A 13,949-nucleotide genomic window follows, 5' to 3' on the forward strand; every position below is an offset into this window, starting at 1 on the left:
TATTGATATGGTTTTTTATTTTTAATTTAAAACTGTAATGGCAGAATGCACTATCTGGCTTGAAAGTAAAATAAAAAATTTACTTTCGGGAATAGGTTAAAATATTTTATATGATAATGAAGATAAGCAAGTCAAAGAATGGGTGATATATTGAGGTGAAGCATGAGAAAACCAGCCAAAAGGGAAAGCTGGCTGGTTTTCTGATATACGTCATAACATGAAGGAGTATATCGTAAAGGCTATTGGCCGTTGATTACGCTTTCAGCACGGCCAACGCTGCATTATAGTCAGGCTCGTTGGTAATTTCATTTACCAGTTGGCTGAACACGATGTTGTCATTTTCGTCAATAACGACAACGGCACGAGCAGCCAGACCTTTCAGCGGACCTTCGGCAATTTCAACACCGTAGTTTTTCAGGAATTCTGCGTTACGCAGGGTGGACAGCGTGATAACGTTGCTCAGACCTTCCGCGCCGCAAAAACGAGAGTGGGCGAATGGCAGGTCGGCTGAAATGCACAGTACGACGGTGTTGTCGATTTCTGTCGCCAGTTGGTTAAACTTACGTACTGATGCCGCGCACACGCCGGTATCGATGCTTGGGAAAATATTCAGCACTTTGCGCTTGCCTGCGAACTGGCCCAGCGTAACGTCAGACAGGTCTTTAGCCACAAGGGTAAAAGCCTGAGCTTTGCTTCCAGCCTGAGGAATGGAGCCGGCGACTGCAACCGGGTTGCCCTGGAAATGAACGGTTTGTGACATGGTTATCTTCCTGTTTACATATAGTTAACGTCAAGGCTAGTTTATGCCATCAGCAGTTAACACGGCAAACGCTATTTGCGGATATCCGCTTCAGGGACTGCATTAAGGAAAACAAATGAGATCAGTTAAGGTGTTTGAGGAAGCCTGGCCGTTACACACTCCCTTTGTGATTGCCCGCGGGAGCAGGACCGAAGCGCATGTGGTGGTGGTTGAACTGGAAGAGAATGGTGTAAAAGGTATTGGAGAATGTACGCCTTATCCTCGCTATGGCGAAAGCGATGCGTCGGTACTGGCTCAAATTATGAGTGTTGTGCCACAACTGGAACACGGTTTGACGCGTGAAGCGCTGCAGGCATTACTGCCTGCGGGGGCGGCGCGTAATGCCGTTGACTGTGCACTTTGGGATCTCAATGCACGTCAGCAACAACAGTCTCTGGCCGACTACGTTGGTACTGAACTGGATGCAACAGTAACGACCGCGCAAACCGTCGTGATTGGCTCGCCGGAGCAGATGGCGGCGAGCGCGACCGCGCTCTGGGATAACGGTGCCAGATTGCTGAAAGTCAAACTGGATGCACACTTAATCAGCGAAAGGATGGTTGCGATCCGGGCGGCTGTGCCTGAGGCGACAATCATTGTCGATGCTAATGAGTCCTGGCGTGCTGAAGGGCTGGCCGCACGCTGCCAGTTAATGGCGGATTTAGGCGTTGCGATGCTGGAGCAGCCTCTGCCGGCTAATGATGATGCCGCGCTGGAGAATTTCGTGCATCCGCTGCCTGTCTGTGCTGATGAAAGCTGCCATACCCGCAGCAGTCTGAAAGCGCTGCATGGCCGCTATGAAATGGTGAATATTAAACTGGATAAGACAGGCGGACTGACGGAGGCGCTGGCGCTGGCGGCCGAAGCTCGCGAGCAGGGATTTGCGTTGATGCTCGGCTGTATGTTGTGTACATCCAGGGCGATCGGCGCTGCATTGCCGCTTACACCACAGGTCAGCTTTGCCGATCTGGATGGCCCAACCTGGCTGGCCCGAGACGCCGAGCCTGCCTTGCATTTTACAACCGGACAGCTTCATCTCAAGGATGCCAGCGCAAAAGATTAGACATTGCCAGCAGGTATTTTTCGCTCGCTTCATCCGATGAAATGGGCGGAAATTCTGCAGTAATGCAATGTAGGTTTAGATCGGCGCACCAGCTACCAAAAGAACCTGGCGTTTCATAACCGACGCTGGTTACCAGCGGCAATTCGAACGACCGCGCCAGCCACGCGCCTAATTCGCTGTGTCTGGGATCTTCAATACAGGCCAGCGGATCGTGGAAAGAAACTACCCATGCAGGATGAATGTGGTGAATAAGTTGGCATAGTGCCTGGGTCTCAGGCTCTGATCCCGGATGATCGCCGGTTAATAACACCACATCACGCTCTTCTGCGCTGCTGTTCCAACGATATACCGTTTCACCGGATTTCCAGTTTGCCGCCGGAAAGTTACGGTTAAGATCTACGCCGTTTGCATTTGCACGCAGACCCAATTGGCAACCGTCAGGGTTAACGGCCAGCACGACATGATGACGACGCAGGGAAGGGTTCAGCGTACGTAAGGCACAGGACAGGGTGACGACTGATGAGTTTTCATCACCGTGAGTACCAGCCAGTATCAAACCGCTTTCACGATCGGCTGCCGGTGCCGGGAACCAGATTAGCGGTGCGCCCAATAGTGAACGTCCGTAATGTTCAGTTCCTGGCGGAAATGCGCCACGCTCGGCACGGGGACGGGTAACGGTCATAATCATCTCTGAATGCATGTATTGTTACTCGCAGTGTTGTGCAAAATTTATGGATAATCAAATCGTTTTCACACACTTATCTTTTCAGGTGTAATATCACTTTCCTGTCGGAAGTTAATTGCATTTCCTGCTGGCGATACAAATAATTACTCATTCACTTAGTGGCCAGATTTGAGGGTATTTTATGAGGCATTCTGTTTCAGTAACCTGTTGTGCGCTGTTGGTTAGCAGCATTTCTTTATCCTATGCTGCGGATGTTCCCAGCGGGACGGTACTGGCAGAAAAGCAAGAATTGGTGCGTCATATAAAAGATGAGCCAGCGTCACTCGATCCGGCAAAAGCCGTTGGGCTTCCAGAAATTCAGGTTATTCGCGATTTATTCGAAGGGCTGGTAAACCAGAATGACAAGGGTGAGATTATTCCCGGTGTTGCCACTCAGTGGAAGAGTAATGATAACCGCATCTGGACGTTTACGTTGCGCGATAATGCACAATGGGCCGATGGTACGCCGGTAACAGCACAGGATTTTGTCTACAGTTGGCAGCGTCTGGTGGACCCGAAAACACTATCGCCGTTTGCCTGGTTTGCCGCGCTTGCGGGGATCAACAATGCCCAAGCGATCATCGATGGCAAAGCCACGCCCGATAAGTTGGGTGTCAGCGCGGTGGATGCGCATACCTTCAAAGTGCAGTTGGACAAACCACTACCCTGGTTTGCCAACCTGACAGCGAGCTTTGCGTTTTATCCCGTCCAAAAAGCCAATGTCGAAAGCGGTAAAGAGTGGACGAAACCAGGCAACCTTATCGGTAATGGTGCCTATGTGCTGAAAGACCGTGTGGTTAATGAGAAACTGGAAGTTGTGCCAAACACACATTATTGGGACAACGCCAAAACAGTGCTGCAAAAAGTGACTTTCCTGCCGATTAACCAGGAGTCTGCTGCGACCAAACGCTATCTTGCTGGCGATATTGATATCACTGAGTCCTTCCCGAAAAACATGTATCAGAAGCTATTGAAGGATATTCCTGGGCAGGTTTATACGCCACCGCAGCTTGGTACTTATTACTATGCGTTTAACACGCAAAAAGGGCCGACTGCCGATTCACGCGTGCGTCTGGCGCTTAGTATGACTATCGATCGCCGTCTTATGGCGGAGAAAGTATTAGGGACTGGAGAAAAACCCGCATGGCATTTTACGCCGGATGTGACGGCAGGGTTTATCCCGGAACCTTCTCCGTTTGAACAAATGAGTCAGGAAGAGCTTAACGCTCAGGCGAAAACGCTGCTGCGTGCGGCCGGTTATGGTCCGCAGAAACCACTGAAATTGACGCTGTTGTATAACACCTCTGAAAATCATCAGAAGATTGCTATTGCTGTGGCTTCCATGTGGAAGAAAAATCTTGGTGTGGATGTGAAATTACAGAATCAGGAATGGAAAACGTACATTGATAGCCGTAATACCGGTAATTTTGATGTGATCCGCGCATCCTGGGTGGGAGATTACAACGAGCCATCCACATTCCTGTCGTTATTAACCTCGACCCATACGGGCAATATTTCCCGCTTTAACAATCCGGCATACGATAAAGTGTTGACTCAGGCCACGCTGGAAAATACAGAGAAAGCACGCAACGCCGATTATAACGCAGCAGAAAAAATCCTGATGGAACAGGCACCTATTGCGCCGATTTATCAGTACACCAACGGGCGTTTAATTAAACCGTGGCTGAAAGGGTATCCGATTACCAACCCGGAAGATGTGGCATACAGTCGTACTATGTATATTGTTAAACACTAGTTGCGTACGTTCTCCTGTTAACCTTCGTTAACCTCATTAAACCCAGAACTGGCGCTGACTTCAGCGCCAGCATCTCCAGATAACCAGTATTAACCTCATTAGAAATGACGGTAAACGACGCGCCAAATACCTGGAGCGAGAGGCTACCCTGGAAAGTGGCAATCCGACCACACTGAAGACACTAAACCAGAGAAGATCATACGTCCGGGGGCTGATGCTCCCGACAAATTAACGTCGAATCATCCTCACTCAACGGTTCTTTCGTTAAATTACAAAAACCTCGACCGTTTACTTTTTGGTGAAACCGGCAGCTCTGGCACAGACCAAATCCCGGCACATTACTGGTGCGCTGAATGCCTCTCAGCAGTTCGAAAAGTAGCTCCTTGAGTAAACCCGCGCGTTCACCCATCGCAGATTCACCCGTAACCAAAAATGAGGGGGGAAGCAGGGCATCCAGCAGATTTTTGGCCGACTCGGTGAGCAGCAGATGAACGCTACGCTTATCCCTGGCATCCTGCGTGCGTACCACCAGTCCTTTTGATTCCAACAACTTTAGCGATTGTGACACCGTTCCTTTGGTGAGGCCGAGGTAGTCCGTCACGGCGAGAGGCGTATTGGAATAGCGATTACAGCGTGCGAGATACATCAACGCACTGAGCTGTACTGGCTGAAGATCCGCCAGTAAAGGATGCTGGCGAAACCACATCCGCGTCAGACCAGACAGCCGGTCCAGTACGTCAAAAAGCGACATGTCATGCATAACAAAATCCTCCTCGACATATAGTATCGACTAAAAACTATATTGACAAAGTATAAAACTGGCGTAGCATAAATTATAGTATCGAATCGATACTATAATTTAAAGGAGAGGTATCATGACCAAAGCCCGTTTTTATCATGCTGGTTGCCCGGTTTGCGTTTCCGCAGAAGAAACACTGCTGCAGCATCTGTCCCCCGATGTGGAAATCGACGTTATTCATTTGGGAGAACAACCTGATCGAGTTGCAGAGGCGGAGCGAATCGGAGTGAAGTCTGTTCCTGCACTGGTGATCGACGGCAATGTGCTGCATATCAACTTTGGCGCACCGATTGAAGCGTTGAAATAGCGTCGCATGTTCGGGAAGTTGCGAGAGCAATTTCCCGAACCAGCGTGGACATGGGGAAGGGGGCATTTATGTGTGCTGCAGAAAAGTACCATCCTGTCGATTGCGATCTGCATGACTATCTGGAGATCGCCTGTCTTTATCACTATTTGCTGCACATTGAACTGACCACTGGGGAACACTTTGATGGCAGGGCCATGACGACATGTACCACAGCAGACAAAGAGGAATTCTTGCTTGTGGAGTGCCATGAACACCATCATAGAATTCGCCTGGATTATCTGTCAGCCATTACCCCATTGACGGCTGGCGCCACTTTTAGCACCGTGATATTCCGTTGAATCTGTACGTAAAAAGACTGCGCCACTGTTATACGGTGTAAATGCGGATGTCATGCGCCTGAAAAGCGGTGCCGTACTGTTTGCTGATGTTTTCCTCCACGACAATGACATCAATGTTACCGCTGGCGGTGACAACATAACGTGCGACGGCAGGGATCTTATCTGCCGTCAGTGCGACGATAGTTTCGTTACACTGCTTAATTACCGCTTTTTTAAACTCACAATCGGCGTAATCAAACCCGGTTAATCCGGACTCCGGTGCCATCGCACAACCACCAATAAAACCTTGATCAAATAAAATATCCTGTACCTGGGCAATGGCTGTCGGACCTACGCACCCTCCGGACGATCGCTGCACTGGCCCACCTAACATGATGACCTCGAATAGCGGTTTTTTCAGCAGTACGGCGGCAATATCAGGTGAATTTGTCACGACGGTTAATGCCAACTCAGCGGGAAGGGCTTCAGCCATTGCCAGATTGGTCGTTCCTGTGTCGATAAAAATACAGCTACCGGACTTCACTAGCCGGGCGCATCTTTGCGCGATGCTGCTCTTTTTCGCTGTATTAATATTCTTGCGTACTGCGATGTCAGCTGACTCTGGTAGTGAAATTACAGCCCCGCCGTAGACTTTCTTGCAAACACCTTCTTTGCACAACTCATGTAAATCACGGCGAATCGTATGTTCTGACACTCCCAAACGGGTGGCCAGTTCAGTACAGATCACTCTGCCGTTTTCCTGCAGGATCTGATAGATAAGCGCCTGGCGTTGATCCGGGAATGCAGCGTAATCGAGCATGATAACTCCATAAAAATAAACATCGAGCAATAACGTGCATGATCGTGCATTATATTGCAGGATGTCAATATCCCTTAGCGGGGGCGTACCGTTCAGAATAAAACGATAAGAGGATCGCGATGAAAATTGCACATATGGCTTTATGGACCCGGGATCTTGAGCGACAAGCCCGGTTCTGGGTGTCATTTTTTGATGGTGTGATAAACGAAAAATACTGCAGCAAAACCAATCCTGGGTTTGAATCTTATTTCGTCAGGATGGGTGAGGACATTGCGATTGAGCTAATGACAAAACCGGGACTGACCCACCCGGTACCTGACAATAACACTTCAGGGTGGGTGCATCTTGCTCTCTCTGTTGGTGGCGCGGGGCATGTTGATGCACTGGCGATACGCGCAAAAGAACAGGGCATCCTGGTCTCCGGACCACGAACCACCGGTGACGGATATTACGAGGCCGTCATTCAGGACCCCGACGGTAATTTAATCGAGATTGTAGCGTAATACATAAATCAGGCCGGATGACAAAATTGCCCGCGCAGGATCTGTGTTAGAAGTTCAAATACCAGCCTTACTCTGGCCGGTAGCAGCGGAAGATGTGGCCGAAAAATATAGAGTTGCCAGGGCTGATAGTTAAGTTCTGGCAGCAGGTTTACCAGTTCACCGTTTTGCAAATAAGGCCGAACAGAGATATCTGCCAGTTGCCCAACCGTTCTTCCCGCCAGAGCGGCGGCCAGTTCGCTCTCAATATCGGAAGCGATAAACACCGGGTTTGCCGGAAAGAAACTGTTGCCATCGGCAAACTGCCATGGCCAGACGCGCCCTGAATTACTGTTGGTCAGGGCACTGAGCGGGTAGTTATGTTGCAAATCCTGGCGGTTTTTTGGCTTGCCCATTTTTTCAACTAAGTAAGGAGACGCAACGATATTGACACCTACCGGGCAGATTGTTTTAACGATATAACGGTTATCCGGGACGGTGCCAATACGAATACCCATGTCGATCTGCTCGTCAATAATATTCAGATGTCTGCCGGTATTGTGCCACTCGATGCTGATTTCTGGATAACCGGCAAGGCCGTGCAGCAACTGGCGAATAATCTCACGGTTTTCGAATAGCGGGGGTAGTGTAATGCGTACTTTGCCTGCTATTTCCTGCGGGTTGTGACGTTTACCTTCTGAGAATAGCGCTTCGCTTTCAGCCAGCAGACGCTCTGCTTTTGGCCAGAACAGCTGACCGAAAGGCGTCAACTTCATCTGCCGTGTATTGCGCAGAAACAACATTTCGCCAAGGCTTTGTTCCAGTTCAGCAATACCTCGGGTGATTTGTTGGGGGGCCAGACCGAGTGTTGCGGCAGCCTCTCTGAACTTCAGCGTTTCGGCTGCCGTACAAAATATCTTTAATGCGTCGAGTTTATCCAGCATACCGGGTGCACTTTTACGGGAAGATTATTTCTTCATTATATCAATATCTGGAATTCTGAAAGCATAAACGATTCATATACGAGTGATAATTATGACGTAATAATCATGCTCATTGAGATTCGGGTGACGTAATACCCCGGATGCGTAACACTTAAAACAATGAACAGGAGGGAGTATGGTGCAACGTACATGGCTAATCACCGGTGTCAGCAGTGGGTTCGGTCGCGAAATGGCGCAGCAACTTCTTGAACGCGGTGAACGCGTGGTGGGGACCGTACGCGATCGCGCTAAAGTTAGCGATCTCCTGAGTCGATGGCCCGTGACATTTGATGCACCGCAAGTAGATGTGACGGATAGCGCTGCACTGCGTCATACAGTGGATAGTGCCTGGCAGCGCTATGGGCGAGTTGATGTGGTCACCAGTAATGCGGGATACGGCCTGTTTGGTGCTGCGGAAGAGTTGAGTGACGATCAGGTCCGCCAGATGCTTGAGACAAATTTGTTGGGGTCCATTCAGTTAATCCGCTGCGCGTTGCCGCATATGCGAAAACAAGGTGGTGGACGTATCATCCAGATCTCCTCTTATGGCGGACAGGTCGCATTTGCCGGAAACTCCCTGTATCACGCGACTAAATGGGGTATTGAAGGATTTGTCGAGTCGGTTGCCCAGGAAGTTGCTGCATTTGATATCGGAATGACGATTGTTGAACCCGGCGGTGCACGGACTGAATTCCGTTATGGTAGCGCCCAGGTAGCCACACTGATGCCGGAATATGACGCGACACCTGCGCACAGTTTTCTGAAAATGCTTGATCCTGTCAATGGGCTTGCGCCTGGCGATCCGGCGCGTATGGCCGCGCAAATCATTGCCAGCGCCGACCTTGTTCCTGCGCCATTGCGTATGGTTCTGGGTTCGCAGGCGCTGCAAAGTACGCTTTCGGTGCTGCGCCAACGTGTCGCTGACTTCGAGACCCAGCATGCGCTTGCGGCATCAACAGATTTCCCTGCCGGTGAGTAGCACCTGCCACAGCGCTATTCATGACTTGTCTTCATAAGTTTGTCCTGATTTAACCCTCTAATCGTCGATACGCTGAGCCTCTATAATTTTGTCGTTTTCAGCATTCGGCGGCAGAGACTGTCGCCTGCCCGGAGAATCGAACATGTCAAATCATTTGAATGCCAGACAGCTGGCAGTCGTCCCCATTGCAGCATTCACTGCCACAGGACAGCCAGATAAGCTGGAGGCAGCGCTTAATGCAGGGTTAGATGCAGGGCTAACCCTGAATGAAGTGAAAGAGATTTTACAGCAGCTTTACGCATACTGTGGTTTTCCCCGCAGTCTGAATGGCCTGTCGTGCCTGATGTCGGTAGTGAAAGACCGCAAAGAAAAAGGGATTGTGGACCCAGAAGGGAAATCCGCTTCGCCGCAACCTGCTGACTGGAACAGCCTGCTGGCGGGAAGCCAAACGCAAACCCAACTGGTTGGACAGCCGGTTAGCGGCCCGCTGTTTGATTTTGCCCCTGCCATTGATACCTGGCTTAAAGCACATCTGTTTGGCGATATTTTTCAGCGCGATGTGCTGGACTGGCCGACCCGGGAACTGGCAACCGTCTCTGCGTTAGCCGTACTGGGCGGCGTGAACGGCCAACTGAAAAGTCACTTTGCGATCAGCCTGAATGTTGGGCTTCGCCCTGAGCAACTTATCGCGTTTACTGCGCTTCTTAAGCAGCACTGTGGTGCTGAGATTGCGGAAAATGCCCGTGCAGTTCTTGATGAATGTATGTCAGGAATACCGTCAGCTACTACCCCTACGGGAGTCATGATGAACGAACAATTTGATGGTAACAGCGTCTTTCCCCGGGGAGAGAAAAATGAAGCCTATGCGAAGTACTTCACCGGGACCAGCTATCTGACCATGCTTTCAATGGAAGGTGTGGTGATTGGTAACGTGGCATTTGAACCTGGCTGCCGTAATTTTTGGCACATTCATCATCAGGGCGGTCAAATTCTGCTGGTGACTGGCGGCAGAGGCTGGTACCAGGCCTGGAATCAACCCGCGCGAGAACTGAAAACGGGTGATGTGGTTCACATTCCGGCGGGAATGAAACACTGGCACGGTGCTGCGCGTGATAGCTGGTTTGCCCATATTGCGGTGGAAATCCCGGCAGCAGGCGCATCGAATGAATGGCTGGAGCCGGTCGCTGACGCCGAGTACAACCTGTTGCCCTGAGCTATGCTGGTTGAGGTGCACTTTATCCCTGAGGAGATCTAAATGGTCATGAATGTGAAGGGTTATGCCGCGTTGGCGGTAAAAGAAGATCTGGTCCCGCACAGTTTTGTTCGTCGGGATCCGCGTGAAGATGATGTCGTTATTGAGATATTATTCAGTGGGGTGTGTCACTCTGACATCCACAGTGCCTACAATGACTGGGGCGGCGCTACGTATCCGATGGTTCCCGGCCACGAAATAATAGGCCGCGTAGTGCATGTTGGGAAATCGGTAACAAAATTTGCGGTCGGCGATCTTGCCGGCGTGGGGTGTATGGTTGATTCATGCCAGCACTGTAGCGCCTGCGAACAGGGGCTTGAGCAATATTGCGAAGAGGGGAACACCCTTACGTATAACGATACAGACCGTCATGACGGCCTGCCTACTTTCGGCGGCTATTCTGACAAGATTGTCGTGACCGAGAAGTTCGTCGTGAAGGTGCCGGAAGGAATCGACTTACGTGGTGCTGCACCGTTGTTGTGCGCCGGTATCACCACATGGTCGCCGTTGCGTCACTGGCAGGTTGGGCAGGGGAGTAAAGTCGCTGTTGTTGGGTTGGGTGGCCTGGGACACATGGCGATCAAGCTTGCTAAAGCATTGGGGGCTGATGTTACGTTGTTCACGCGGTCGCCAGGCAAAGAAGCTGATGCCAGACGCCTGGGAGCCAGTCATGTTGTGCTTTCAACAGACAGCGAACAGATGAAAGCCGCGGCGAATCAGTTTGACCTGATTATTGATACCGTTCCATACGTGCATGATCTGAACCCGTATATTCCAACGCTGGCGCTTAGCGGAACGTTGGTGCTGGTGGGATATCTGGGGCCGTTGGATCCGTTCCTGAATACGGTTCCGCTGATCCTCGGTAGAAGAGCCGTTGCGGGTTCGGTGATTGGGGGGATTGCGGAAACTCAGGAGATGATGGATTTCTGCGGTCAGCATGGCATTACGGCCGATGTTGAGGTTATCAATATTCAGGATATTAATACCGCGTGGCAACGGATGTTGAAAAGCGACGTGAAATACCGCTTTGTCATTGATATCGCGTCACTGAAATAAAGGCAAAAAAGACGCGGATATCCGCGTCTTGGTTTTGGTTAGTGGGCAGAAGGTTGTGCCTCGGCGTTATCCATATACAACGTCTGACTGGGGAACGCAAAGTCAGCTCCGTTTTCCTGAACTATTGTAATAATTTTCAAGTACACATCTTGTTGTACAGCAAGCCATTCCTGCCACACGGTGGTTTTCGTGAAGCAATACACCATGATATTCAGTGATGAATCGGCAAACTCATTAAAATAGACCAGCAGGGTTTGTTTTTGATCTATTCCGGGATGACTTTGCAGCATTTTTCTGACTGACTCGACAACTGCTCCAATTTTATCTGCATCTTCATAACGTAACCCGATCACCGTTTTGATTCGTCGATTACTCATCCGCCCCGGGTTTTCTACACTGATGGAAGAGAAAATTGAGTTCGGCACATATAACGGACGGTGGTCGAAGGTGTTTATTTTGGTCATTCTCCAGCCAATTTCCGTCACCGTACCTTCGATATTTCGGTCCGGAGAGCGGATCCAGTCACCGATGCTAAACGGTCTGTCGAAGTAGAGCATAATGCCAGAGAAAAAATTACTCAGGATATCTTTACCTGCCATACCGACAGCGATACCGCCGATGCCGCCGAACGTTAACAGCCCTGACAGGCTCATGCCGAAATGCTCGCCGTACAGCAAGATGATGGCGACGACGATGGTAATCTTAATGATGCGCGACATGATCCGCGCACTGGTGATATCTCTGCCCTTGTTAATCTGCGTTTTTTCAAACTGGTTGATGACCAGAAAGAGTTTTATCGTCAGGATCAACGCAATCAACGAGGTACAGATAAAGTCGACCACGCTTGGGGAAATGAATTTCAGCTTATAGCTATCGATGACGTTATTGGCAATAGTGCCAAACGTACCAATGATAATGGCATAAACAAAAAACTGTGCTGCATGGAATATGAATCCTTTGCAGTGTTTTTCACTACGATGAAACCAGACGCTCATCAGGACTAACGCTGCACAGCTGCAGAGAATTACCGTTAAATTAAACGCATTATTTATAAACAGTTCAGCGATCATGATTCTCCCAGGTCACTCCGTGTTAGCTAAATATCATCTGACATCCTTCATCAGCGGATATTTTACCCAGTTCAGGCTGTCAGATCATTCATCAAAAGGAGAGAGAAATAATACAATCAGCGTTATTTTCAGGCGAATAGTGCGCATGTCAAGTCTGAGTGTGGTGTATGTAGCAGACAGTGAGTTGATGTCATGGTATTGTTGCTGCAAAGTAACACGGTTTTCATCTGCAAAAGGACGATATTATGATCATGGCTAAGCTGAAGACAGCGAAGGGACGGAAGTTTCTGTTATGTCTGCTTGGGGTATTTATTATTGCGGCATCGGTTGTGACGCGCGCGACGATTGGTGGCGTCATTGAACAGTATGACATTCCGCTTTCCGACTGGACAGCCTCGATGTACGCCATTCAATCCGCAATGATTTGCGTCTACAGTATGGTTTTTACTATTTTGCTGGCTATTCCGCTCGGTATCTATTTCCTCGGAGGCGAGGAGAAGCACTAGGTACATGTCATGCCGGATGACATCGCCATCCGGCATTGTGCTGCAGGATTAATCGTCTTCGTCGTCGTCCAGTTCAACCGGGGTCTGGTACTGATCCGGTTTGATAACCAGCAGGTCGCAACGCAGATGGTCGATAACCTGTTCTGCGGTATTCCCCAGAAACGCAGCTGATATGCCGGTGCGCCCAACGGTGCCGAGTACCACGATACCCGCCTGTAAATGCTCAGCTAAATCCGGGATGACCTCTTCAGGCAATCCTTTTTCAACGTGTGTAACTTTTTCATCAATACTGAATTTTTGGCGTAATGCCTTCATGGCCAGCAGATGCTGTCCACGGATGGCGTCGTTGTACACGCTGGGATCAAATTCAGGTAGCTCAATCGCAATGTTGATAGGCGTTACAGGATAGGCACCCACCAGGTGTACTTCGGTATGGTTAACCTGTTCTGCAAGCTGCAACGTCTCTTTGACCAGTTTTTCGTTGAGTGCATTGTGATACGCCTCTTCACTGGCGAGATTCACCGCCACCAGCGCTTTACCCCCTTCCGGCCACGGCTGGTCTTTGACCATCCACACCGGGCTTGGACATTTACGCAATAAATGCCAGTCGGTTGGTGTGAAAATCACGGCTTCAAGGCGGTCGTGTTGGTGTGCCATTTTGAGCACCAGGTCATGCTTAGCGCTGATCACTTCCTGGATGATGGCTTCGAAGGGACGGTTGTGCCAGACCACTTTAATATCAAGCGGGATCCCTGCTTCGATATAGTATTTCGCTTGTTCACGTATCCATGCTGTTCGCTGGCTGATGACCCCCTGACGCATTGCCGTACGCTCGTCCGGCGACAGCAGGGTGGTCATTTCGTAGGAAAAGTCATAGATCGGCAAAAAGGCTTTAATTTTGCCACCAATCCGTTGATGCAAATAAACTGCTCGCCGTAATGCTGGTTGATCGTCCTGGTTTGGATCGATGACTACCAGCATGTTTTGATACATAGCCATACAGGGTCTCCTTACAACTGTCACCGCAGTTCGTATTTAA

The 13,949-nt window shown here is 49.9% G+C and carries 16 protein-coding genes and 1 pseudogene; 10 read left to right on the top strand and 7 right to left on the bottom strand.

Features of this window, described 5'->3' with window-relative positions; all coding sequences use genetic code 11:
• Positions 1-253: 253 nt before the first annotated feature.
• Complete coding sequence (gene tpx, locus NNO08_RS18245; protein WP_271457262.1) at positions 254-760, bottom strand: thiol peroxidase; 507 nt, start codon at positions 758-760, stop codon at positions 254-256.
• Positions 761-875: 115 nt separating this feature from the next.
• On the opposite strand from tpx, the gene ycjG reads away from it, so the two are divergent.
• Positions 876-1,862 (top strand): L-Ala-D/L-Glu epimerase, encoded by a 987-nt coding sequence (gene ycjG / locus NNO08_RS18250; protein ID WP_271455338.1) that lies wholly within the window; start codon positions 876-878, stop codon positions 1,860-1,862.
• Here the strand turns inward: ycjG and mpaA are convergent.
• On the bottom strand, positions 1,837-2,544 hold the full coding sequence (gene mpaA / locus NNO08_RS18255) for a murein tripeptide amidase MpaA (RefSeq protein WP_271441962.1): 708 nt from the start codon (positions 2,542-2,544) through the stop codon (positions 1,837-1,839). The two genes, ycjG and mpaA, sit on opposite strands and share 26 nt — an antisense overlap.
• Positions 2,545-2,728: 184 nt before the next feature.
• Here mpaA and mppA point away from each other — a divergent pair, with 184 nt between their 5' ends.
• Complete coding sequence (mppA, locus tag NNO08_RS18260) at positions 2,729-4,342, top strand: murein tripeptide ABC transporter substrate-binding protein MppA (protein WP_271450189.1); 1,614 nt, start codon at positions 2,729-2,731, stop codon at positions 4,340-4,342.
• Positions 4,343-4,538: 196 nt separating this feature from the next.
• Here mppA and NNO08_RS18265 read toward each other — a convergent pair whose 3' ends face one another.
• On the bottom strand, positions 4,539-5,102 hold the full coding sequence (locus NNO08_RS18265) for a MarR family winged helix-turn-helix transcriptional regulator (RefSeq protein WP_271457263.1): 564 nt from the start codon (positions 5,100-5,102) through the stop codon (positions 4,539-4,541).
• A gap of 115 nt (positions 5,103-5,217) precedes the next feature.
• Here NNO08_RS18265 and NNO08_RS18270 point away from each other — a divergent pair, with 115 nt between their 5' ends.
• Entirely contained in the window at positions 5,218-5,448 is a 231-nt protein-coding gene (locus NNO08_RS18270) for a glutaredoxin family protein (protein WP_271441966.1), read from the top strand.
• A gap of 68 nt (positions 5,449-5,516) precedes the next feature.
• Positions 5,517-5,786, top strand: a complete 270-nt coding sequence (locus NNO08_RS18275) for a Rho-binding antiterminator (RefSeq protein ID WP_271457264.1) — start codon at positions 5,517-5,519, stop codon at positions 5,784-5,786.
• Between the two features lie 28 nt (positions 5,787-5,814).
• Here NNO08_RS18275 and NNO08_RS18280 read toward each other — a convergent pair whose 3' ends face one another.
• Positions 5,815-6,585: a DeoR/GlpR family DNA-binding transcription regulator gene (locus NNO08_RS18280; RefSeq protein ID WP_271441968.1), complete on the bottom strand. Its 771-nt coding sequence runs from the start codon at positions 6,583-6,585 to the stop codon at positions 5,815-5,817.
• Positions 6,586-6,704: 119 nt separating this feature from the next.
• Here NNO08_RS18280 and NNO08_RS18285 point away from each other — a divergent pair, with 119 nt between their 5' ends.
• Complete coding sequence (locus NNO08_RS18285) at positions 6,705-7,088, top strand: VOC family protein (protein WP_271457265.1); 384 nt, start codon at positions 6,705-6,707, stop codon at positions 7,086-7,088.
• 8 nt (positions 7,089-7,096) lie between these two features.
• Here the strand turns inward: NNO08_RS18285 and NNO08_RS18290 are convergent, their stop codons facing one another.
• The gene (locus NNO08_RS18290) at positions 7,097-8,008 is read right to left on the bottom strand and encodes a LysR family transcriptional regulator (RefSeq protein ID WP_271457266.1); all 912 of its coding nucleotides are present in this window, start codon (positions 8,006-8,008) and stop codon (positions 7,097-7,099) included.
• A gap of 175 nt (positions 8,009-8,183) precedes the next feature.
• Between NNO08_RS18290 and NNO08_RS18295 the strand changes: the two genes are divergently transcribed.
• From NNO08_RS18295 to NNO08_RS18310, 4 genes and pseudogenes are all read left to right on the top strand, one after another.
• On the top strand, positions 8,184-9,026 hold the full coding sequence (locus NNO08_RS18295; protein ID WP_271457267.1) for an SDR family oxidoreductase: 843 nt from the start codon (positions 8,184-8,186) through the stop codon (positions 9,024-9,026).
• A 142-nt stretch (positions 9,027-9,168) separates the two neighbouring features.
• Positions 9,169-9,792, top strand: a pseudogene (locus NNO08_RS18300) (carboxymuconolactone decarboxylase family protein); the annotation flags it as partial.
• Positions 9,793-9,831: 39 nt separating this feature from the next.
• The gene (locus NNO08_RS18305) at positions 9,832-10,239 is read left to right on the top strand and encodes a cupin domain-containing protein (protein WP_249357525.1); all 408 of its coding nucleotides are present in this window, start codon (positions 9,832-9,834) and stop codon (positions 10,237-10,239) included.
• A 42-nt stretch (positions 10,240-10,281) separates the two neighbouring features.
• On the top strand, positions 10,282-11,334 hold the full coding sequence (locus tag NNO08_RS18310; RefSeq protein WP_137381758.1) for an NAD(P)-dependent alcohol dehydrogenase: 1,053 nt from the start codon (positions 10,282-10,284) through the stop codon (positions 11,332-11,334).
• A 38-nt stretch (positions 11,335-11,372) separates the two neighbouring features.
• Here NNO08_RS18310 and NNO08_RS18315 read toward each other — a convergent pair whose 3' ends face one another.
• Positions 11,373-12,404 carry a mechanosensitive ion channel family protein gene (locus tag NNO08_RS18315; RefSeq protein ID WP_202038549.1) on the bottom strand — a complete coding sequence of 344 codons (1,032 nt, stop codon included), beginning with the start codon at positions 12,402-12,404 and terminating at the stop codon, positions 11,373-11,375.
• 245 nt (positions 12,405-12,649) lie between these two features.
• On the opposite strand from NNO08_RS18315, the gene NNO08_RS18320 reads away from it, so the two are divergent.
• On the top strand, positions 12,650-12,910 hold the full coding sequence (locus NNO08_RS18320; protein ID WP_048211538.1) for a DUF2534 family protein: 261 nt from the start codon (positions 12,650-12,652) through the stop codon (positions 12,908-12,910).
• A 48-nt stretch (positions 12,911-12,958) separates the two neighbouring features.
• Here NNO08_RS18320 and uspE read toward each other — a convergent pair whose 3' ends face one another.
• On the bottom strand, positions 12,959-13,909 hold the full coding sequence (gene uspE, locus NNO08_RS18325; protein ID WP_271441974.1) for a universal stress protein UspE: 951 nt from the start codon (positions 13,907-13,909) through the stop codon (positions 12,959-12,961).
• Positions 13,910-13,949 lie beyond the last annotated feature (40 nt).

It is taken from the genome of Citrobacter sp. Igbk 17, from assembly GCF_028069775.1.
Taxonomy (GTDB): domain Bacteria; phylum Pseudomonadota; class Gammaproteobacteria; order Enterobacterales; family Enterobacteriaceae; genus Citrobacter.